This is a genomic window from Microbacterium caowuchunii (assembly GCF_008727755.1).
Lineage (GTDB): Bacteria > Actinomycetota > Actinomycetes > Actinomycetales > Microbacteriaceae > Microbacterium > Microbacterium caowuchunii.
In genome coordinates, this window is sequence record NZ_CP044231.1 from 1640782 (window position 1) to 1662255 (window position 21474).

General features: G+C 70.7%; 16 protein-coding genes and 1 pseudogene. All 17 read right to left on the reverse strand.

Annotation, left to right across the window (positions count from 1 at the left end):
* Window positions 1-7: 7 nt before the first annotated feature.
* Complete coding sequence (locus F6J84_RS07820) at window positions 8-2017, reverse strand: primosomal protein N' family DNA-binding protein (RefSeq protein ID WP_191905611.1); 2010 nt, start codon at window positions 2015-2017, stop codon at window positions 8-10.
* Window position 2018: 1 nt separating this feature from the next.
* Window positions 2019-3212 (reverse strand): methionine adenosyltransferase, encoded by a 1194-nt coding sequence (metK, locus tag F6J84_RS07825; RefSeq protein WP_150972768.1) that lies wholly within the window; start codon window positions 3210-3212, stop codon window positions 2019-2021.
* Between the two features lie 88 nt (window positions 3213-3300).
* Window positions 3301-3555 (reverse strand): DNA-directed RNA polymerase subunit omega, encoded by a 255-nt coding sequence (gene rpoZ, locus F6J84_RS07830; RefSeq protein ID WP_150972770.1) that lies wholly within the window; start codon window positions 3553-3555, stop codon window positions 3301-3303.
* Between the two features lie 53 nt (window positions 3556-3608).
* Window positions 3609-4523 (reverse strand): guanylate kinase, encoded by a 915-nt coding sequence (gene gmk / locus F6J84_RS07835; protein ID WP_150972772.1) that lies wholly within the window; start codon window positions 4521-4523, stop codon window positions 3609-3611.
* Window positions 4520-5359, reverse strand: a complete 840-nt coding sequence (gene pyrF / locus F6J84_RS07840; RefSeq protein ID WP_150972773.1) for an orotidine-5'-phosphate decarboxylase — start codon at window positions 5357-5359, stop codon at window positions 4520-4522. Before pyrF ends, gmk begins: the two co-directional genes overlap by 4 nt.
* Window positions 5356-8643 carry a carbamoyl-phosphate synthase large subunit gene (gene carB, locus F6J84_RS07845; protein ID WP_150972775.1) on the reverse strand — a complete coding sequence of 1096 codons (3288 nt, stop codon included), beginning with the start codon at window positions 8641-8643 and terminating at the stop codon, window positions 5356-5358. Before carB ends, pyrF begins: the two co-directional genes overlap by 4 nt.
* A complete protein-coding gene (gene carA / locus F6J84_RS07850) occupies window positions 8636-9793 on the reverse strand; it encodes a glutamine-hydrolyzing carbamoyl-phosphate synthase small subunit (RefSeq protein ID WP_150972778.1) in 1158 nt (385 codons plus the stop codon). The genes carB and carA overlap by 8 nt, the downstream gene beginning before the upstream one ends.
* Complete coding sequence (locus tag F6J84_RS07855; protein ID WP_150972780.1) at window positions 9790-10302, reverse strand: PH-like domain-containing protein; 513 nt, start codon at window positions 10300-10302, stop codon at window positions 9790-9792. Before F6J84_RS07855 ends, carA begins: the two co-directional genes overlap by 4 nt.
* Window positions 10299-11609: a dihydroorotase gene (locus F6J84_RS07860; RefSeq protein WP_150972782.1), complete on the reverse strand. Its 1311-nt coding sequence runs from the start codon at window positions 11607-11609 to the stop codon at window positions 10299-10301. Before F6J84_RS07860 ends, F6J84_RS07855 begins: the two co-directional genes overlap by 4 nt.
* On the reverse strand, window positions 11606-12574 hold the full coding sequence (locus tag F6J84_RS07865; RefSeq protein WP_150892535.1) for an aspartate carbamoyltransferase catalytic subunit: 969 nt from the start codon (window positions 12572-12574) through the stop codon (window positions 11606-11608). Before F6J84_RS07865 ends, F6J84_RS07860 begins: the two co-directional genes overlap by 4 nt.
* Window positions 12571-13104, reverse strand: a pseudogene (gene pyrR / locus F6J84_RS07870) (bifunctional pyr operon transcriptional regulator/uracil phosphoribosyltransferase PyrR); the annotation flags it as partial. The pseudogene pyrR and the gene F6J84_RS07865, both read right to left, overlap by 4 nt.
* A 238-nt stretch (window positions 13105-13342) precedes the next feature.
* Complete coding sequence (locus F6J84_RS07875; protein ID WP_150972786.1) at window positions 13343-14926, reverse strand: Rieske 2Fe-2S domain-containing protein; 1584 nt, start codon at window positions 14924-14926, stop codon at window positions 13343-13345.
* A 91-nt stretch (window positions 14927-15017) separates the two neighbouring features.
* The gene (locus tag F6J84_RS07880) at window positions 15018-18011 is read right to left on the reverse strand and encodes a DEAD/DEAH box helicase (RefSeq protein WP_150972788.1); all 2994 of its coding nucleotides are present in this window, start codon (window positions 18009-18011) and stop codon (window positions 15018-15020) included.
* 26 nt (window positions 18012-18037) lie between these two features.
* On the reverse strand, window positions 18038-18448 hold the full coding sequence (nusB, locus tag F6J84_RS07885; protein ID WP_150892539.1) for a transcription antitermination factor NusB: 411 nt from the start codon (window positions 18446-18448) through the stop codon (window positions 18038-18040).
* A 3-nt stretch (window positions 18449-18451) separates the two neighbouring features.
* Window positions 18452-19012 carry an elongation factor P gene (gene efp / locus F6J84_RS07890; RefSeq protein ID WP_150972790.1) on the reverse strand — a complete coding sequence of 187 codons (561 nt, stop codon included), beginning with the start codon at window positions 19010-19012 and terminating at the stop codon, window positions 18452-18454.
* A gap of 147 nt (window positions 19013-19159) precedes the next feature.
* The gene (aroQ, locus tag F6J84_RS07895) at window positions 19160-19618 is read right to left on the reverse strand and encodes a type II 3-dehydroquinate dehydratase (protein WP_150972792.1); all 459 of its coding nucleotides are present in this window, start codon (window positions 19616-19618) and stop codon (window positions 19160-19162) included.
* Window positions 19615-21450, reverse strand: a complete 1836-nt coding sequence (locus F6J84_RS07900; RefSeq protein ID WP_150972794.1) for a bifunctional sugar phosphate isomerase/epimerase/4-hydroxyphenylpyruvate dioxygenase family protein — start codon at window positions 21448-21450, stop codon at window positions 19615-19617. Before F6J84_RS07900 ends, aroQ begins: the two co-directional genes overlap by 4 nt.
* Window positions 21451-21474 lie beyond the last annotated feature (24 nt).

Sequence of the window (21474 nt, forward strand, 5' to 3'; positions counted from 1 at the left end):
GAGCTCCTCATAGATCGGGATCGGGCACGTCGACCCGCACTCTGAGTGTATTCCGCGGCGCGCCGGGCCCCCGGCGCCGGCCCTTGCGCGCCTGGACGGCATCGGCGATGACCGCGGCGCGCAGCGTCTGCGTGACAGGCTTGCCCAGCGCGTAGTCGAACCGCACCAGCGCACGGTAGCGCGGGGGGTCCTCCCCCGGGATGACGACGGGACCGACCACGGCGTCGGCGGTCAGCGCGTGGACGTCACGCGCCAGCGCGCCGAGAGCCGCGTCGAGGGACGGACGGGTCCCCTCGACCACGGCGACACGGACGGTGGGCGGCATCTTCAGCGGGGCCCGTTCCGCCAGCTGTGCGCGCGCGTAGGCGGGCTGCGACCACGTGGCCAGTGCGCGCGCGACGGCTCCGGTCACGCCGGTGAGCAGCACCGGAGAGCCCGGCGCCGCGAGGGCGGCCGCGTTCGACCACCAGCGCAGGCACGACTCGGTGATGCGCAGGTCCTCGGCGAGCAGCATCCGGTCCCCGTCCAGGAGCAGGACGGCGCGGTACCCGCCTTCCGCGATCGGCTCGGCGCCCCGGGTCGCCACGACGAGCGCGGGGCGGCCGTCGACCCGGGTCAGGGGGTGCTCGCCGTCGGACAGGATGACGCGCGTGTTCGGGAAGGCGCGGCCCAGTTCGTCGGCCGTCCGCTCGCTGCCCGAGGAGGCCAGGCGCATCTCGGTGCCCTCGCAGTGACCGCAGCGCCAGCCGGCGATCCCCCGGCCGCACCACGCGCACTCCGGTGCACGACCCTGGGCGCGCACCCGCAACGGACCGGTGCAGTGGACGCACCGCGCCGGGGTGCGGCAGGAGGAGCAGACGACGACGGGGGCGTACCCGGGGCGGGACACCTGCACGAGCACCGGTCCGGCGGCGAGGGCCTCCCGGACGGCGGTGAAGGCGCTCGAGGGTATGCGCGCCTGCGCCGGCGAGTCCGAGGTCGCCGTCAGCACGACACGGGGGGTGAACCGACGTGCCGGTTCGACGTCGCGCACCCATCCGATCGCCACGAGACGCTCCACGTCGGTCGTGCGGGTGTGCCCGGCGATGAGGAGCGCCGAGCCCTCGGCCTCCTGCCGGACGAGGGCCGCATCCCGCGCATGCACACCGGGACTGAGCGGTTCGGACAGGAGCGGATCCCCGTCGTCCCAGACCACGACCAGGCCGGTCCGCGCCGCCGGGGCGTACACGGCGGAGCGATTACCGACGACGATGCAGGGCGCCTCGGCGAGGGTGCGGAGGTACGCGGCGTAGCGGGCGGGTCCCGACTGGCGGGCATCGACGGGCACCAGGGCATCCTCCGGCACCCGCTCGCGCAATGCCGTGAGCACCTGTTCCTGGTCCCGGTGGTCGGGGACGACGATGACGGCGCTGCGTCCGGCGGCGAGCGTCACCGTCGCCGCCGCTGCGAGGAGCACCGCCCATGCCCCGACGGTGCGATCCTCGGAGATGACGACCGGCTTCGCGGGGGCGCCGACCGCCAGGCGTTCGCCTGCCAGGATTCCGGCGCGCAGGGTCGGGAAGGCATCGAGGACGTCCTCCGCGGCACGGACCGCCACCGGGTCCACGGCCGGCGTCTCGGGCTGCTCGCGCTGCATCCAGGCCTTCTCGGCGCGCACCATCCGGCGCGGCACCGCCAGTCGCAGGATGTCGGCGGCGGACCCGGCTGCGCGGTCGGCGAGCCGACGCGCGAGGTCGTAGAGGCCCGGGGGCAGCACGGGGACGGGAGAGACGACCGCCTCGAGCTCCGACAGGGGACGGTCGGCGGGCTCCGCGATACCGCGCGCGATGACGAAGCCGTCCACGATGCGACCCGCGCTGCGCAACGGCACCCGGATGCGGACACCGGGCTGTGCGTCGGCGTCCAGGTGCGGGGGGACGGCGTAGTCGAACAGGCGGTCCAGCTGAGGGAGCGGACTCTCCAGCAGCACCCGGGCTATCGGACGGGCGGCGACGGCCGACCCGGCCTCGTCGAGCACGTCAGAGCCCGGCGGCGGCGCGCAGCTCCTCGACGCGGTCGAGGCGCTCCCACGTGAATTCGGGCAGCTCACGGCCGAAGTGCCCGTAGGCGGCCGTCGCGGCGTAGATCGGCCGCAGCAGGTCGAGCTGGTCGATGATGGCCTTGGGACGCAGGTCGAACACGTCCAGGATCGCCCGCGTGATCGCCTCGTCGCTCACGTGTGCGGTGCCGAAGCTCTCCACGTACAGTCCCACCGGCTTCGCCTTTCCGATGGCGTACGCGACCTGGACCTCGAGGCGGTCGGCGAGTCCGGCGGCGACCGCGTTCTTGGCCACCCAGCGCATCGCGTACGCCGCGGAACGGTCCACCTTCGAGGGGTCCTTCCCGCTGAAGGCGCCACCCCCGTGGCGCGCCGCCCCGCCGTAGGTGTCGATGATGATCTTCCGGCCGGTCAGCCCGGCGTCGCCCTTCGGACCACCGATGACGAACGGGCCTGCCGGGTTGATGTAGTACTGCACGTCGGGCAGGTCGAGACCGGTCGTGGCGAGGACAGGGTCGATGACGACCGCCCGCACCTGGGCGCGCAGCTCCTCCTGGCTGATGTCGGGGTGGTGCTGCGTCGACAGCACGACCGAGTCGACCGTCCTGGGCACGTGCCCCTCGTATCCGAGGGTGACCTGGGTCTTGCCGTCGGGACGCAGGAAGGGCAGCTCGCCGGACCGGCGCGCGTCGGCCAGCCGCTCCGCCATCCGGTGCGCCGTCCACGCCGCCATGGGCATGAACTGCGGAGTCTCGTTGGTGGCGAACCCGAACATGATGCCCTGGTCCCCCGCGCCCTGCTCGTCGCGCGGGTCGACCGAGCGTCCTTCGCGCTGTTCGAACGCGCGGTTCACGCCCGCGGCGATGTCGGAGGACTGCGCCCCGATCGAAACGCTCACACCGCAGGAGTCCCCGTCGAAACCGGTCTCGCTCGAGGTGTAGCCGATGCGGTTGACCACGTCGCGGACGAGAGCGGGGATCTCGACGTACGCGCGGGTCGACACCTCGCCCGCCACGTGCACGAGGCCGGTCGTGACCAGGGTCTCGACGGCGACGCGACCGTTCGGATCGTCCGCGATGATCGCATCGAGGATGCTGTCCGAGATCTGGTCGCAGATCTTGTCGGGGTGCCCCTCGGTGACGGACTCGGACGTGAACAGGCGCAACTCGGTCATCGGTACTCCCACTGGCGGCGGACCATGCCGCCCATCATGCGCGCGGCCCCGGACACGGATGTCACGGGGCCACGCTGCAGAACGAAAATTACTCGACGTGCCGCAGGCGCAGCTTGTCCTCGTGGATCTCGTGGAGCGCGATCGTGAGCGGCTTGTCCTCGATCGTCGAGTCGACGAGCGGGCCGACATTGTCGAAGAGGTTCCCCTCGTGCAGGTCGGAGTAGTAGTCGTTGATCTGGCGCGCACGCTTGGATGCGTAGATCACGAGCTGGTACTTGGAGTCGACCTTCTCGAGCAAGCTGTCGATGGGGGGCTCGATGATGCCCTGATTGGTCCCTGCCATGGCGAAACCTCCTGGTTCGGGGTGGCGGTGAGTGTGGGCTGGAAGCGTCGCCGTCAGGACGGACGCGGGGAGGCCTTCGTCAATTCTACGACCTCCCGTGCCGCATCGGCGACTTCGGCGTTGACGACGCGGTAATCGAACTCGTTCTGCGAGGCCAATTCCACCTTCGCGGTACGCAGCCGGCGTGCGCGTTCCTCGTCGTCCTCGGTGCCGCGACCGACGAGTCGCTGGACGAGTTCGTCCCAGCTCGGCGGCAGCAGGAACACGAGGGTGGCATCCGGTGCGGCGTCGCGCACCTGACGTGCCCCCTGCAGGTCGATCTCCAGCAGGACGCTCCGGCCCTCGGCGAGGGCCTTCTCGATGGGAGCCCTCGGGGTCCCGTACCGGTGCGCGTTGTGCACCGTGGCGTACTCGAGGAGCTCACCGCGGGCGATCAGGTCGTCGAAACCGGCGTCGTCGACGAAGTAGTAGTGCTCTCCGTCGACCTCGCCCGGACGGGGCTTGCGGGTCGTCGCGGAGACGGACAGGAGGATCTCCGGATGGTGCTCCTTGATGTGCGCGGCGACCGTGCCCTTGCCGACCGCGGTGGGGCCGGCGAGCACGATCAGGCGGCTCCGCGCGTCACGGGCGCGGGGCTCCGGGAAGCGCTCCTCGAGCCACGCGGCCAGGGCGCGGCGCTGGCGCGCACCGAGCCCGCCGAGGCGCTTGACCGGCGAGATGCCCAGACCATCCAGGATGCGGTCGCGTTTGCTCTCGCCGATGGCGGGCAGCGCCGTCAGGAAGTCCGTGATGCGCAGCGTCCCGGCCGGGGAGGCGGCGTCGGCCTCGGCCTGCCGCAGCACCTCCTGCGGGGAGACCACTCGGGTGGCGATGTCGCGCTTCAGCGATGCGCGGGCGCGGCGGGCCGCGACGGCCTTCCTGGACGCTGCGGCACGATCGACCTCGGGCGGGGTGGGGCGCTCGCTCATGCGCTCTCCCCCAGCTCCGCGCGACGCGCCGCGATCCGCTCGACGAGCTCGTCCGGTCCACCGCCGAGCACGCCGCGGCTCTCGTTCGCGAGGACGGTCTCGGCGAAGTCGCCGAACAGATCCCCGAGGTCCGCCAGTCGCGCCCCCTGGTGCCCGAACCCGGGCGCGAGGATCGGTGCGGGCGGCGTCATGCCGCTGCCCAGTCCCGCCCGGATGCGGTCGACGGTCGCACCGACGACGAGCCCGATGGCCCCCCACTCCCCTGCCGGGGTGTGGAGCTCGTTGTCGGCAGCCACCTCGGCCAGGACCGTACCGGCGACCGTCTCGCCGTCCACGGCCTCGGCGCGCTGAAGGGTGCCGGCCTCGGGGTTGCTCGTCGCGGCGAGCACGAACAGGCCCTTCCCCGATGAGCGTGCGAGCTCCATGGTGTCGGTGAGTGCACCGACACCCAGGTACGGGTTGACCGTGAGCGCGTCGGCCTCCAGCGGCGACCCGGGGGTCAGCCATGCCCGTGCGTAGGCGTCCATCGTGGAACCGATGTCACCCCGCTTGGCATCGGCGATGACGAGCAGCCCCGCCGCGCGGGCGGAGGCCAGCACGTCCTCCAGGGCGGCGAACCCGGCCGAGCCGTGGCGTTCGAAGAAGGCGACCTGCGGCTTGACCACGCCCACGCGTCCGGCCGCCGCATCAACGACGCGAAGACCGAACTCGCGCACGCCCGCGGCGTCCTGCGGAAGCCCCCACACCTCGAGCAGCCCGGGATGCGGGTCGATGCCCACGCACAGGCGGCCCCGGGCGGCGATCGCCGCCCGGACCCGCTCGCCGAAACCGATCACGTCCGCGCCGCCCGGTCCGCCGCGTACTCCTGCAGGCTCCGGACCTCGAAGCCGTGACGCAGCACGGGCAGGGCGCTCACCGCGGCACCGAGGACCGCCATCGTGGTGAACAGCGCCTTGTCACCGGCGACCGCGGCCGCGCGGATCTCGTACCCGTCGGCGCGTGCCGAGCCGCCGCTCGGGGTGTTCACGACCATGTCGATGCGGCCGTCGTTGATCAGGTCGACGATGTTCTCCTCGCCGCTGGCCTGCGTGGCGGAGTACTTGTTCACGACCTCGACGCGGATGCCGTTGCGGGCGAGGACCTCGGCGGTTCCCTCCGTGGCGACGAGCGTGTAGCCGAGCTCCTGCAGACGGTGGGCGGGGAGGATGACCGCCCGCTTGTCCGAGTCGGCGACCGAGATGAACACGGTTCCGGTCAGCGGCATCCCGCCGTACGCGGCGTCCTGGCTCTTGGCGAAGGCGGTCGGGAAGTCGCGGTCGATGCCCATGACCTCACCGGTCGAGCGCATCTCCGGTCCGAGGACCGAGTCGACCGTCTGCCCGTCCTTCGTGCGGAAGCGCTTGAAGGGCAGGACGGCCTCCTTGACGGCGACCGGAGCATCCAGCGGCACCCGCGAACCGTCCTGGAGCGGGAGCAGCCCCTCCTCGCGCAGCTGGTCGATGCTCGATCCCGCCATGATGCGGGCGGCGGCCTTGGCGAGCGGGATGCCGAGGGCCTTCGACACGAACGGGACGGTGCGGCTGGCGCGCGGGTTCGCCTCGATCACGTACAGCACGCCGGCGCTGATGGCGAACTGCACGTTCAGCAGACCCCGCACGCCGACGCCTTCGGCGATCGCCAGCGTCGCGTCGCGGACACGGTCCACGTCCGCGCGCCCGAGGCTCATCGGGGGCAGGGTGCAGCTCGAGTCGCCGGAGTGGATGCCGGCCTCCTCAAGGTGCTCCATCACGCCGCCGACGTAGAGCTCCTCGCCGTCGTACAGCGCGTCGACGTCCAGCTCGATCGCGTCGTCGAGGAAGCGGTCGACCAGGAGCGGGAGACCGGGGCCGATGATGGCCTGGTCGGCGACGCGCACGAAGTAGTCGCGCAGGCTCGGGGTGTCGTACACGATCTCCATGCCGCGACCACCGAGCACGAAGCTCGGCCGGACGAGCACCGGGTAGCCGATCTCCTCCGCGATCGTCACGGCTCCGTCGACGTCGATCGCGGTGCCGCTGCGCGGCGCGACCAGGCCGGCCTCGTCGAGCAGACGCGAGAACAGCTCGCGTTCCTCGGCGAGGTCGATCGCCGCGGGGCTCGTGCCGAGGATGCGGTATCCAGCCTGCTCGATGCCCTTCGCGAGGCCGAGGGGCGTCTGCCCGCCGAGCTGGCAGATCACGCCGAGGATCTCGCCGGAACGGCTCTCCGCGTGCAGCACCTCCAGGACGTCCTCGAGCGTCAGCGGCTCGAAGTAGAGCCGGTCGCTGGTGTCGTAGTCGGTGGAGACCGTCTCCGGGTTGCAGTTGACCATGACGGTCTCGTAACCCGCGTCCGACAGCGCGAAGGACGCGTGCACGCAGGAGTAGTCGAACTCGACACCCTGACCGATGCGGTTGGGGCCGGACCCGATGATGACGACCTTGGTGCGGTCGGAGGGGGCGACCTCGGTCTCCTGGTCGTAGCTCGAGTAGTGGTACGGGGTGAGAGCCGGGAACTCACCCGCGCAGGTGTCGACCGTCTTGTAGACGGGGCGCAGGTCCAGGCCGTGCCGGACGCCGCGCACCTCGACCTCGGTGAGTCCGCGGAGCTCGGCGATCTGCGCGTCGCTGAAGCCATGCTCCTTCGCCACGCGGAGCACCTCGACGTCGAGCTCGGCGGCGGTGCGGACGAACTCCGCGACCTCGTTGATGAGCGCGATCTGGTCGAGGAACCAGGGGTCGATGGCGGTCGCCTCGAATGCCTGCTCGATCGTGGCGCCCTTGCGCATCGCCTGCTGGAGCACGACGATCCGGCCGTCCGTCGGGGTCTTCGCGATCTCGAGCAATTCCTCGACGGAGCGGGTCTCCTCGCCCCAGTGGAAGCTGGAGCCGCGCTTCTCGAGCGAACGCAGCGCCTTCTGCAGCGCTGTCGCGTAGTTGCGCCCGATCGCCATGGCCTCGCCGACCGACTTCATGGTGGTGGTGAGGGTGGTGTCCGCCGCGGGGAACTTCTCGAAGTTGAACCGCGGCACCTTGACGACGACGTAGTCCAGGGTCGGCTCGAAGCTCGCGGGCGTCACCTTGGTGATGTCGTTGGGGATCTCGTCCAGGCGGTACCCGATGGCGAGCTTGGCCGCGATCTTGGCGATCGGGAAGCCCGTCGCCTTCGACGCCAGCGCGGAGGACCGCGACACCCGGGGGTTCATCTCGATGACGATGATGCGGCCGTCGGCGGGGTTGATCGCGAACTGGATGTTGCAGCCGCCGGTGTCGACGCCCACGGCGCGGATGATGTCGATGCCGATGTCGCGGAGCTTCTGGTACTCGCGGTCGGTCAGGGTGAGCGCGGGCGCCACCGTGATCGAGTCGCCGGTGTGTACGCCGACCGGGTCGACGTTCTCGATGGAGCAGACGACGACCGTGTTGTCGGCGGTGTCGCGCATGAGCTCGAGCTCGTACTCCTTCCACCCGAGGATCGACTCCTCGAGCAGCACCTCCGTGGTCGGCGAGTCGCGCAGGCCCGCTCCGGCGATGCGGCGCAGGTCCTTTTCGTCGTACGCGAATCCGGAGCCGAGGCCGCCCATCGTGAACGACGGGCGCACGACCAGCGGGTAGCCGAGCTCGTCGGCGGCGGCGAGGACCTCGTCCATCGTGTGCGCGATGCGCGAGGCTGCCACATCCGCGCCCGCGTCCAGCACGAGCTGCTTGAAGATCTGGCGGTCCTCGCCTTTGTTGATCGCCTCGAAGTTCGCGCCGATGAGCTCGACGTCGTACTTCTCCAGGATCCCGTGGTTGTGCAGGTCGATGGCCGCGTTGAGCGCGGTCTGACCACCCAGGGTGGGCAGGATCGCGTCGGGCTTCTCCTTGGCGATGATGGTCTCGATGACCTGCCAGGTGATCGGCTCGATGTAGGTGGCGTCGGCGAAATCGGGGTCCGTCATGATCGTCGCCGGGTTGGAGTTGACGAGGATGACGCGCACCCCCTCGGCGCGCAGCACGCGGCACGCCTGGGTGCCGGAGTAGTCGAACTCGCAGGCCTGGCCGATCACGATCGGGCCGGAGCCGATGACGAGGACGGAACGGATGTCGTCGCGCTTAGGCATTCGGGGCTTTCTTGCTCAGGTCGTCGCGCACCAGCTGGGCGAAGCGGTCGAAGAGGTAGTTGGCGTCGTGGGGTCCCGCGGCGGCCTCCGGGTGGTACTGGACGGAGAACGCGGGGATGTCGAGGGCCCGCAGGCCCTCCACGACGTTGTCGTTGAGACCGACGTGGCTGACCTCGACGCGGCCGTAGCCGTGCGGGCTGTCGGAGGTCTCGTCGATGGGCGCGTCCACGGCGAACCCGTGGTTGTGCGCCGTGATCTCGACCCGGCCCGTCTGGCGGTCCAGGACCGGCTGGTTGATCCCGCGGTGGCCGAAGGGCAGCTTGTAGGTGCCGTAGCCGAGTGCACGGCCGAGCAGCTGGTTGCCGAAGCAGATGCCGAAGAACGGCAGCCGATCGTCGAGCACCGAGCGGAGCAGATCCACGTGCCCTTCCGACGCGGCGGGGTCCCCCGGCCCGTTCGAGTAGAACACGGCGACCGGCTCGATCGCCCTGATGTCCTCGATCGTGGCGGACTGCGGGAGCACGTGCACGTCGAAGCCGCGCTCGGCGAGGTTGAGGATCGTGGCCTGCTTCACGCCGAGGTCGAGCACGGCGAGGTTGCCGATGCGCTCACCGGTCGCCGGCGTGACCTGCACCTCGGTGACGGAGACCTCGCCGGAGAGGTTCCGGCCGGTCATCTCTGGCGCCTCGCGCACGATCCGGAGCTGCTCATCCGGGTCGAGCGAGGCCGCGTCGCCGGAGAAGATCCCGCCGCGCATGCTGCCGGCGGAGCGGATGTGGCGGGTGACCGCGCGGGTGTCGATGCCGCTGATGCCGACGATGCCGTCGGCTTCGAGGGCCTCGTCGAGGGACTCGTCCGCCCGCCAGTTCGAGACCACGCGGGAGGGGTCGCGGACGATGTAGCCGGCGACCCAGATCCGCCGCGACTCGGGGTCCTCGGCGTTCATGCCGGTGTTCCCGATGTGGGGCGCGGTCTGGAGGACGATCTGGCCTGCGTAGGAGGGGTCGGTGAGCGTCTCCTGGTAACCGGTCATGCCGGTGGCGAAGACGACCTCGCCGAGTGTCGTGCCGGTCGCGCCGTATGCGCGGCCGGTGAAGCGCGTGCCGTCCTCGAGGACGAGGGCGGCCGGGCCGGTACGGAAGAGGGTCATGCGTCGGTTCCCGTCGGAGTGTGGGGGGTGAGTGTCGAGTCGATGGCGGCTGCGACGGTGCGCGCCGTGGTGGTCTGGGGCCGGAAGTAGGAGTCCGCTCGGGTGCCGTCCTCCAGCAGCCAGGTCAGCCGGAGCAGTCCGTCCCGCTCGACCACTCGGTCGATCGTCACGGTGGCCTGCTCGGCCGCGATGATCCGCTCTCGTCGGAGGAAGATCGGTTCCTGACCGGTGAGCGCGAGTTCGGTACCCGCATCCGTCACGGTGAGCTGCGCCTTGGCGCGGAACCCGAGCCCGCGGACGGCCAGGCGTTCCAGGGGCTCCCCGTGCACGGTCGTGGCGACGTACAGGCCCGGATAGGTCCCCCGCACCGCGGCTTCCGCCGGGACGGAGCCGAACGGGGCGGCCAGCGCACTGTCGCGCCGGGATCGTCGCCACCAGCCGAGGCCCATGAGTCCGATGAGCAGGATCGCGACGGCGACGATGACCAGCAGCGCGCCTTCCTGACTCACGATGCACGCTCCTCGGGCGGGGTCAGGGATCCGTCGCGCCAGGTGGCGCGACCGGCGTGGAAGGTCCAGCGGGTGGACCCGGGCAGGTCGCGGCCGAGGTACGGCGAGTTCACGCTCCGACCGTGCAGATCGTCCGTCGTGAAGGTGCCGCCGGCCGCCGGGTCGTGCAGGACGAGGTGGGCAGGCTCCCCCGCGGCGATCGTCCGTCCGTGTCCGTCGAGGCTGCCGATGCGGGCCGGGGTGCGGCTCATGACCCGGGCGACGTCCGCCCAGTCGAGCAGCCCGGTGTCGACCACCGAGTGCTGCACGACCCGCAGGGCGCTCTCGAGTCCCACCATCCCGTTGGCGGCCGCGTGCCACTCGCACGCCTTCGCCTCCGCCGGATGCGGCGCATGGTCGGTGGCGACGATGTCGATCGTGCCGTCGGCGAGACCGGCCCGCACAGCCTGCACGTCCTCGTCGCGGCGGAGCGGCGGGTTGACCTTGAAGCGGGCGTCGTAGCCGCGCACGAGCTCCTCCGTGAGCAGCAGGTGGTGCGGGGTCACCTCCGCCGTCACGGCGATGCCGCGCTTCTTGGCCCAGCGGATGATGTCGACGGAACCGGCGGTGGACAGATGGCACACGTGCAGACGGGATCCCACGTGCTCGGCGAGCAGGACGTCGCGGGCGATGATCGCCTCTTCGGCGACGGCCGGCCATCCGGCCAGTCCCAGCTCGGCGGACACGCTCCCCTCGTTCATCTGCGCACCCTCGGTCAGACGCGGGTCCTGCGCGTGCTGCGCGATGACGCCGCCGAACGCCTTCACGTACTCCAGCGCGCGCCGCATGATCAGCGGGTCCCACACGCAGAAGCCGTCGTCGCTGAAGACGCGCACCCGCGCACGCGAGTGCGCCATCGCGCCGAGCTCGGCCAGACGCTCGCCCTTCTGACCGACGGTGACGGCGCCGATGGGCTGCACGGTGACGTACCCGGCCGCCTCGCCGAGGGCGAGTTCCTGCTCGACGACGCCGGCGGTGTCGGCGACGGGGCTCGTGTTCGGCATCGCGAACAGTGCGGTGTAGCCGCCCGCGGCGCCGGCCTGCGAACCGCTCAGGATCGTCTCGGACGCCTCGTAGCCGGGTTCACGCAGGTGCGTGTGCAGGTCGACGAGGCCGGGCAGGGCGACGAGCCCGTCGGCGTCGACCACGGTCGCACCCGCTCGACTCAGCCCCGTGCCCACCTCGGCGATCCGTCCGTCGGCGAGGAGGATGTCCGCGCCGGAGGCCCCTTCGATGCGTGCTCCACGGATGAGGAAGACTTCGCTCATCGTGCGTCCTCCTTCTCTTCGTCTGTGCGTTCGCCCGACAAGAGCAGGTACAGCGCAGCCATCCGCACGGACACACCGTTGGTCACCTGCTCGAGCACGGTGGACCGGGGCGAGTCCGCCGCAGCGGCGGAGATCTCGAGTCCCCTGTTCATGGGTCCGGGGTGCATCACAATGCTATCGGGCGGGAGCGCGGCCAGACGCGCCGCGTCCAGTCCCCACGCCCGGGCGTACTCGCGTTCGGTCGGGAAATAGGCGGCGTTCATGCGTTCGAGCTGGATGCGCAGCATCATGAGCGCATCCGGACGCTCCGCGATGGCGGCGTCCAGGTCGTAGTCGACCCGCGCAGGCCAGGCACTCACGTCCTGCGGGATCAGGGTGGGCGGACCGACCAGGGTGACGCGCGCACCGAGCGTGTGCAGCAGCCAGACGTTCGAGCGGGCGACCCGGGAATGCAGGATGTCACCGACGATCGTGACGTGCAGCCCCGCCAGGTCCCGGCCACGGCTGTCCTCGCCATAGGTGCGCTTGCGGATGGTGAACGCGTCGAGCAGGGCCTGAGTGGGGTGCTCGTGCGTCCCGTCGCCGGCGTTGACCACTCCGGCGGTGATCCACCCGCTCGTGGCCAGGGTGCGCGGCGCGCCGGAGGCACCGTGGCGGATGACGACGGCATCGGCGCCCATCGCCTGGAGGGTCTGCGCCGTATCCTGCAGCGATTCCCCCTTCGAGACGCTGGACCCCTTCGCGGAGAAGTTGATGACGTCCGCGGAGAGGCGCTTGGCCGCCGCCTCGAAGGAGATCCGCGTCCGCGTGGAGTCCTCGAAGAAGAGGTTCACGACGGTCTTGCCGCGGAGGGTCGGGAGCTTCTTGACCTCACGACGTTGCGTGTCGGCCATGTCCTCCGCGACGTCGAGGATGCGGAGGGCGTCCACGCGGGACAGCGAGCGGGTGTCGAGGAGGTGCCTCACGACTCGATCGTCACTTCTTCGAGCCCGTCGACCTCGGCCAGGCGTACGTTGACGCGCTCTTCGCGCGCGCTCGGCAGGTTCTTGCCGACGAAGTCGGGGCGGATGGGCAGCTCGCGGTGGCCCCGGTCGATGAGCGTCGCCAGGCGCACCGCGGCGGGACGGCCGATGTCCTGGAGCGCATCGAGGGCGGCACGGATGCTGCGTCCGGAGAAGAGGACGTCGTCGACCAGCACCACGGTCTTCCCCTCGATGCCACCGTCCGGGATCTCGGTCCGCTGCGGGGCGCGGGTGGGGTTCTGTGCGAGGTCGTCCCGGTACATCGTGACGTCCAGGGACCCGACCGGGACGATGCCGCCGCCGAACTCGGCGACCAGTGCGGCGATGCGCCGCGCGAGCGCGACTCCTCGCGTCGGGATCCCGAGGATCACCAGGTCGGCGGAGCCCTTGTTGGACTCGAGGATCTCGTGGGCGATCCGAGTCAGGGCTCGTGCGATGTCGGCCTCATGCAGCACGGTACGCGTGCTCATCCGCCGCTCCCTTCTCCGCCTCTCCGGACGGGATTAAAGGTTGCTGTGGTTATCCTCCCAGCCTATCAAGCCCGGCGCCCGGCCGAGTCGGGTGTCGCCGCATCCTCCGCATCCCTCCGGGCAGAACGGCACAGATCGTCGGTGACACGCCCGCCGGTGCCGCTCGGGCACGGCGTGTCGAGACGGATCCCCGTCGTTGTGCTCGCCGCCGCGGGCGAACCACGGGGGCCCGGAGGCGTCCTCAGCTCGGGACGCTCGCGGAGGCGGTGGCGCCGATGTTCTCCGCTCCCGTGCCCAGATGCGCGCGGATGGGGTGACCCTGCGTCGTGAGGCAGCGGCCGCTCGTGAGGTCCCACTTCCAGTCGTGCAGGGAGCAGGTGAGGACCCCGTCCTCGATCTTTCCCGTCTTGGTCAGGTCGGCACGCAGGTGCGGGCACCGCCGTTGCACGGTCCAGTCGCCGATCTCGGCATCCTCGGACTGGTCCGACTGCTCCGCATACCAGTTCTCCACGTACTCGATCCGGTCGCGGGACAGGCACTTGAGGAAGGTGGTGAGGAACTCGTTGAACTTTCCGCTGCGACCGACCTCGAACTGCATCGAGAGGAAGATCGAGTTCGACCAGTCGATCTCGTGGTCGGCGATGTTGGTGGAGACGAGGTCGGCGGGGATGGTGTACCAGTACACGCACTCCTCCCCCGCGTATTCGCGCACCTTCGCCTTCGGGAAGTCGACGACCATGTCGAGCTCGCCGATCCGGAAGCGGACGTTCCCGCCGACGCCGTTGCGGATGATGCGGGCGCGACGCAGGAGCGGCTCCCACCATTCCTTGAGCGCGGCGAGCATCTCCTGCGGCGGCATGATCGCGGAACGGGATGCCACCTCGGCGGCGATCTCCTCCTGGCGGGACGCGCGCTGCTGCTCGAGATAGCCCCACTTGTCGGCGAAAATCCGCTCGATCTCGGACTCCGAGTACAGCGTCTGCGTGACGGTCATGTCGCCGTGGTCCATCTCGATGACGGTCCCGGGGATGAACATGTGCCCCTCGTACCGGGGCGCCTCCTCGGCGAGGCGGGCGAGGAACTCGGCCTGATCCGTGAAGATCGAGTCGTTCTCGCGGCCCAGGCCGTTGTAGCGGAACAGCTCGTCACGCAGGAACATGGGCGGTCCCGCCATGGGGAACACGTGCGGGGCGTCGACCTTCTCGATGTAGTACATCGCCCGCTTGTGCTGGGCTTCACGCTTCAGGTGTGCGAAGTTCTGCTTGGCATCCTGGGGCAGGTCGTAGACCATCGGCCACCAGATGGCGCCGGAGAACTGCGTGAAGTACGCCTCGGGCTTGGAGAAGGACAGCAGCTTCTCGAGGTCGAGCGGGTGCGAGTCGTTCTGGTTCAGGATCGACGCGGTGCCGTCGTCCACGGAGAGGCTGGAATCGCCGATCGGGCCGTCGCTCGGTGCGCGCAGCGGGGTGACCATGAGACGCAGATCCCCGCGCTCGATGATCTCGCCCGCGTGCGTGTAGGTGATGTTGTGGAAGCCCAGGGCCCGCAGGTCCTGTTCGAGCTCGTCCGTCGGGTAGTCCGGAAGGAGGACCTCGATGTCGGGACTCACGTACTGCTGCAGCAGCCACGGGTCGAAGTGGTCGCGGTGGCGGTGCGAGATGTACAGCATGTCCGCCTTGCCGAACCGCTCCCAGTCCAGGGCACGGTTGTCGGGGAAGACGAACCAGGAGCCGAAGAAGGATGACTTCACCACGGGGTCGCAGAGGATGCTGCCGCCCGCCGTTTCGATGAACATACCCGCGTGGCCGAGACCCGTGATGCGCATAGAGAGTCCTTTCCGCAGACGAGTCTAGGGACCGTCTCCTGAGTGCGCGGTCAGGACCGCCGTGGAAAATGCGCGCTCCCGGCGGGTCGGGTCACGCCAGCAGCGCGCGGATGTCCTCTGCCGTCAGCGCCTGTCCGAACAGCTCGTCGTCGTCCATCACCGCACGGAACAGCCGCGCCTTGCGCCGCTGCAGCTCCATGACCTTCTCCTCGATCGTCCCGGCGGCGATGAGGCGGTAGACCATGACCGTGCGCTCCTGACCGATGCGGTGGGTCCGGTCGATCGCCTGCGCCTCCGCCGCGGGGTTCCACCACGGGTCGAGGAGGAAGACGTAGTCCGCTTCGGTCAGCGTCAGCCCGAATCCGCCGGCTTTGAGACTGATGAGGAACACCGGCGCGTCCCCGGCGCGGAAGCCCGCGATGACGTCCTCACGGCGGCGGGTCGAGCCGTCCAGGTAGGCGTAGGGGATCCCCGCCGCGGCCAGCCGTTCCGCGGCGAGGGCGAGGAAGCTCGTGAACTGGCTGAAGACGAGCGTGCGATGCCCCTCGGCCACCACCTCCTGCAGTTGCTCGAGGAGCGCGTCCAGCTTGCTCGATCCGATCCCGGCGTGCGCCGGGTCGACCAGGACCGGGGCGATGCTCAGCATCCGGAGCAGCGTGAGCGACCGGAAGACGATGAACCGGTTGCGGTCGAGGTCGTCCAGCAGGCCGAGGACCTTCCGCCGCTCCCGCTGGAGCACCGTGTCGTACAGCGCGCGGTGCGCGGGCGAGAGCTCCAGCTCGACGGACTGCTCCTGCTTCGGGGGGAGCTCTGCGGCGACGTTCTCCTTGGTCCGGCGCAGGACCAGGGGGCGGATGCGGCGGCGCAGCCGTTCCAGCCGGCGGGCCCGGTACGCTCCCCCCTCGACGTTCTCCGGGACCTTGCCCTTCTCGATCGGCCCCACGTACTCCTCGCGGAAGCGTCGCGCGGACGGGAAGAGCCCGGGCGCGGTGAGGGAGAGCAGCGCCCACAGTTCGGTGAGGCCGTTCTCCAGGGGCGTCCCGGTGACCGCGATCGTGACGTCCGCGCGGAGGGCGTGCACCGCCCGGTGCAGCTTGGTCTTCGCGTTCTTCACGAACTGCGCTTCGTCCAGGACGAGGCCCGCCCAGTCCACGCCGGCATACTCGCGCTCGTCCAGCCGGAGCAGCGTGTAGGACGTGACGACGATGTCCGCCGTCCTCGCCGCATCCGCCGCACCGCGCCCACGGCTCGCGGCCGTCGCGTCGACCACCTCGACGACCAGATCGGGGGTGAACCGGGCGGCCTCGCTGCGCCAGGTCCCGAGCACCGAGGTGGGCGCGAGGACGAGGAAGGGCCGCCGCTCCCCCGCCTCCCGGGTGTGCGCGATCAGCGCCAGGATCTGCAGCGTCTTCCCGAGGCCCATGTCGTCGGCCAGGATCCCGCCGAGGCGGTGCCGCCACAGGAAAGCCAGCCAGTCGAACCCGGCGCGCTGGTACGGACGCAGGGTCGCGGACAGCGCGTGAGGCAAGGACGTGGGCTGGACGCCCTCCGCATTCCGCAGCCCCTGCACGGTCTCCCGCCAGGAGACGGCGGGCTCCGCCTCGTCGGCGAGGTCCTCGAAGTCCTCCCAGAGCGCGGTCTGGTACCGGCTGATCCGGGGCCCGGCATCCCACTCCTTCAGCTCCGCGGCCTCGTCGATCAGCTCCCGGAGCCGGTCGAGGGCGGGATGGGCGAGGGAGAAGTAGCCCCCGTCCGCGAGGAGCAGCTTCTTGCGGCGCAGCGCCAGACCGCGGAACAAGGGGGTGAAGGGGATGCGGCGGCCGTCGAGCTCGACCATGATGCCGAGGTCGAACCAGTCCGCATCCGGGGTCTCGACGGTCTTGACGGTGATCCGGGGGTCGCCGGTCAGCTCCCGGTATCGCCGGGGCGTCCCGGTCACCTCCACGCGCACGCCGTCCAGCGCCTCCAGGGCGGGCATCGCGTGCGTGACGAACTCGGCCGCGTCGACGCCCTGCAGTGTCGCCTCGGGCGCCCAGGGCAGATCGACGTCCACGGCCCAGGTCTGTTCCACGGTGGCGCGCAGCGCGGCCTCCGCGTCGGTTGCGTCGCCGGGCACACCGGACCGGAGCCCGTCCTCGTCCGGAGCGGAGACGTAGGCCGCCCGGGGGTGGCCCGGGCGCAGCCAGCGCAGGAGGTAGCGGACCTCGTCATCGGGACGGAAATCCACGCTCAGCACGAGGCTCGACCCGGGCAGCGGCGGTAGCGCTGCTCCGGGGGCCGGGACGAGCTCGCCGCGCCGTGCCAGACGCGGGTAGGCCTCCCGCAGGAACTCGGTGGTCTCCGCCTGCGGCACCTCGATGGGGGCGCCGGCCTCGATCGCGGCTCGCGCGGCGTCCCCGAGGGCTGCGGGGGCGAGGGTCAGCCGGGTCGCCGGCCCCTCCGGCGCGAAGGCGTAGATCCCCGAGCGTCCGACCAGGCGGACGTGGGCGGGGTCCGTCTCCTCACCCGCGATGTGGATGCGGGCCGCCAGACGCAGGCCTCCCCCCTCCGTCCGTCCGAGCTCGACCTGCACCGACGCCTCATCGGCGAGCGTCACCGCCAGATCCTTGCGGGTGGACACGAGCGGGATGCCCACCGTCGCGGCGCTCGCGAGATGCACCCAGAGCAGCGAGGACTCGATCGTGTCGAGCGTGAGCCATTCGGACACGTCGGTGAACCCGCCCAGCACGCGCACGTCCCGGGCGAGCGCGTGGAGATCCGTGAACCAGCGCACCTGCGCCGCATCCCAGCGGTCGGAACCGCGGCGCAGCGCCTCCCAGGAGACGTCGGACTTGACCCACGCCCCGGTGCCGGTGCTGCGTACGAGGGGCCGGAGCCCGACGAGCAGGTCGCGCTGGTCGCGGGCGAGCCCGCGCGGGGTCACGGCTTCGACGCGGCGCGGACCCCAGTGGGCGGCGTCCGCGGATTCGCGCTGACGCAGTTCGACGCCCAGTGCGAGCGGCGACGTGGCGGGCACGGCAGCGGGACCGAGCAGGGTGCGCCAGGTCGGCGCCTCCCGCTCGTCGTTCCCGCGTCGGGTGCTCATGGGCCTGCCCGGGTCGTGGGTGGCCGTCAGCCCGCGCGCGCGATCCGTGCCAGGACGCCGTGCACGAAGGACCCCGCCTCGTCGGTGGAGAACTCCTTGGCCAGCTCCACCGCCTCGTCGATCGCCACGGCGACCGGGATCTCGTCGTTGTACAGCGCCTCCCAGACGCCGATGCGCAGCACCGCACGGTCGACCGCCGGCATCCGCTCGAGCTTCCAGTCGCGGGCGTGCGTGACGATCTGCTCGTCGATCTCGTCCTGATGGTCGATGACGCCGTCGACGATGTCGCGGGCGTACAGCCAGGACGCCTGACGTGCGGGTTCGCTGGCGGCGCGCTGCGCCTCCGCGGCCAGGATCACGCCGAGGTCGTCACCGCGCACGTCGGCCTGGAAGAGGATGTCGAGGGCGCGCTTGCGCGCCTTGCTCCGAGCGCCCACGCGTCAGTTGATGCGGCCGAGGTAGTCGCCCGTGCGGGTGTCCACCTTGACCTTGGTGCCGGCCTCCACGAACAGCGGCACCTGGATCTCGTATCCGGTCTCCACCGTGGCGGGCTTGGTGCCGGCGGAGGAGCGGTCGCCCTGCAGGCCCGGCTCGGTGTAGGTGATCTCCAGCACGACCGAGGCCGGGAGCTCGACGTAGAGCGGGTTGCCGTTGTTGAGGGCGATCTGGACCTGCTGGTTCTCCAGGAGGAAGTTCGCCGCGTCGCCGACGATGGCGGCCGGGACGTTGATCTGGTCGTAGTCGGCCACATCCATGAACACGAAGCTGTCGCCGTCGTTGTACAGGTAGGTGAAGTCGCGGCGATCCACGTTCTCGATCTCGATCTTCGTGCCGGCGTTGTAGGTCTTGTCGACGACCTTGCCGGTCATGACGTTCTTGAGCTTGGTGCGCACGAACGCGCCGCCCTTGCCGGGCTTGACGTGCTGGAACTCGACCACGCTCCAGAGCTGCCCGTCGATCTTGATGACGACGCCGTTCCTGATGTCTGCGGTGGATGCCATGTGTCGAGTTTTCCGTTTCGTCTGCGGTCGGGTCCGGACGGCCCGACCACCGATTCTAGACCGCGAGACTGCATCCGCAGCACGAAACGGACCATGTCACGCGCTGTTTCGTGCTCAGGATGCAGTCTCGCGGGAGAAAAACGGGGGTCAGGAGGTGGTCTGACCGGTGATCACCGCGATGAGACGGTTCACTGCGGCCGCGTACCCGGGGATCCCCTCGCCGATCACGTGCACGACCGCGACGTCGCGGACGTAGGAGTGATGCCGGAACTCCTCGCGGGCGTACACGTCGGAGATGTGCACCTCGGCCACCGGCAGCGCCACCCCGCTGAGCGCATCCCGGAGCACGACAGAGGTGTGCGTGAGCCCCGCCGGGTTGATGACGATCCCCGCGCAGTCCTCGCGGGCCGCGTGGATCGCGTCGATCAGCACCCCTTCGTGGTTGCTCTGCACGCTCCGCACCTCGAACCCGGATGCGGCGGCGGTCTCGCGGACGAGCTGCTCCACGTCCGCGAGCGTGCCGTGGCCGTAGACCTCCGGCTCGCGCGTCCCGAGCAGGTTCAGGTTCGGACCGTTGACGAGGAGGATGCGGCGCTCAGTAGTCACCAGCGCACGCTACCAGTCCGTGCGTCCGCCCCCTGGGCGGTCAGGCGCACCGGCGCCGTCCCCGCGCCGAACCCCTCGTACCCCGCCCGGCGTTCGACGAACTCGAAGAAGACCTCGCCGACGGTCCGCGTGTAGAAGTGCCGGTACTCGCCGTCCGCGTCGCGGTCGTAGGCGAGATCGAGCTCCCGCAGCAGCGACAGCTCCTGGGCGGGCAGATCGAAGCGCGCGGCGAGGTCGTCGTAGTAGTTCGCCGGCATGGGCAGGATCTCCAGACCCCGACGGCGGGCGTCCCGGGCGAGCGCGACGACGTCGCTGCAGGCGAAGGCGACGTGCTGGGCGAGCCCCGCCGTGTGCCCCCGCTCGACCGTGACCGGCGGCGCGACGTTCAGCGGCAGGCGGATGGCCCGGTCCTCGCTGCTCATGACCCGGCTGCGCATCAGACCCTGCGGACCGGGCACATCGGTCGAGCCGGTGACGGTCAGCCCGAGGACCGAACGGTAGAACAGCACGGCATCCTCGATCACCTGCCAGGGGAGGGTGAGGCTGATGTGGTCGATCGCGACGACCGTGCCCGGCACCCCGGGCGTGCCGTGTTCGAATTCGCCGACCCAGGCGGGCTCCCCGGATGCCGCGGCCGCCCAGTACAGCTCCGTGCCGTCGGGTGCCACCGCCGCTCCCAGCGACTCCTCACTGGCATAGGTGCGCCGGTACGCCCGCGGCGTCCCCAGCTCGTCCGCCCGGGCGGTCAGTGCGTCCGGCTGGGCCATCGCGACGCCGATCGCCGACAGATGCGGCTGGAGGCCGCGGGCATGCTGCTCGTTCAGCACCACCCGGGCGCGTCCGGACGTCCAGAGGGTGACCGGCTTGGTGCGGTGCCGCCCGCGGGGCACGAAACCCGCCTGGCCGAGCAGCGCCTCGATCGCGGACGTGTCCTCCGCCTTGATCTCGACGAAGTCGACGCCCTGCGGTTGCCCCGCATCGGGGAGGGCGCCCAGCGTGTCCGGAGCGGTGTCACCGAGCCGTCGCGCGACGGCGTCTTCGAGATAGCGGAGGGACCGGCGGGCATGGACGGCCGTGCGCGCCGGATCCGTCTGCCGGAAGGTGTCGTTGAACACCTCGAGAGACCACGGCCCGCGGTACCCCGCGCGCACGACGTGCACCATGAGGTCGACGAGGTCGAAGCTCCCCTCCCCCGGGAAGAGCCGGTGGTGACGACTCCAGGACAGCACGTCCATGGAGAGCGAGGGGGCGTCCGCGAGCTGGAGGAAGAAGATCTTCTCCGCCGGGATGCGCTCGATCGCGGCGGGGTCGTGGCCACGCGAGAGGATGTGGAAGGAGTCGAGGCAGACGCCGACGGCGGGATGGTCGGCCAGCTCCACGATCCGCCACGCGCGGCGGTAGTCGTCCACGTACTTCCCCCACGCCAGCGCTTCGTACGCGATCCGCACCCCGTACCGCGCGGCGACGTCCCCCAGCCGCCGCAGCTGGCTCGCGCTGGTCGCGTCGTCGTCGATCGTGGCGGTCGCCACGTTGCTGCAGCAGAGCACGGTGCGCGCGCCCAGTTCCCGCATGAGCGCGAACTTCGCCTCGGCGCGGCGGAGCACGTCGCGGAACGCCGCCTCATCGACCCCCTCGACGTCCCGCATGGGCTGGTAGAGGTCGATCATGAGGCCCAGCCGTGCGGTGAGTGCCCGCACCTCCGCCGGGCTCTCGGGTGCGGCGACGAGATCCGGTTCGAAGATCTCCACCCCGTCGAATCCGGCCGCCGCGCAGGCGTGCAGCTTCTCGGAGAGCGTTCCGCTCAGGCAGACCGTGGCTATCGACGTCTTCATCGCGGCGAATGTACCACGCGGTAC

What these genes read in the sequence shown, in the direction of transcription:
- carB (WP_150972775.1), bottom strand. Translation starts at nt 8,643, where the DNA reads ATGCCTAAGCGCGACGACATCCGTTCCGTCCTCGTCATCGGCTCCGGC.
- F6J84_RS07875 (WP_150972786.1), bottom strand. Translation starts at nt 14,926, where the DNA reads ATGCGCATCACGGGTCTCGGCCACGCGGGTATGTTCATCGAAACGGCG.
- F6J84_RS07900 (WP_150972794.1), bottom strand. Translation starts at nt 21,450, where the DNA reads ATGAAGACGTCGATAGCCACGGTCTGCCTGAGCGGAACGCTCTCCGAG.
- F6J84_RS07860 (WP_150972782.1), bottom strand. Translation starts at nt 11,609, where the DNA reads ATGAGCGAAGTCTTCCTCATCCGTGGAGCACGCATCGAAGGGGCCTCC.
- carA (WP_150972778.1), bottom strand. Translation starts at nt 9,793, where the DNA reads ATGACCCTCTTCCGTACCGGCCCGGCCGCCCTCGTCCTCGAGGACGGC.
- F6J84_RS07880 (WP_150972788.1), bottom strand. Translation starts at nt 18,011, where the DNA reads ATGAGCACCCGACGCGGGAACGACGAGCGGGAGGCGCCGACCTGGCGC.
- metK (WP_150972768.1), bottom strand. Translation starts at nt 3,212, where the DNA reads ATGACCGAGTTGCGCCTGTTCACGTCCGAGTCCGTCACCGAGGGGCAC.
- efp (WP_150972790.1), bottom strand. Translation starts at nt 19,012, where the DNA reads ATGGCATCCACCGCAGACATCAGGAACGGCGTCGTCATCAAGATCGAC.
- gmk (WP_150972772.1), bottom strand. Translation starts at nt 4,523, where the DNA reads ATGAGCGAGCGCCCCACCCCGCCCGAGGTCGATCGTGCCGCAGCGTCC.
- rpoZ (WP_150972770.1), bottom strand. Translation starts at nt 3,555, where the DNA reads ATGGCAGGGACCAATCAGGGCATCATCGAGCCCCCCATCGACAGCTTG.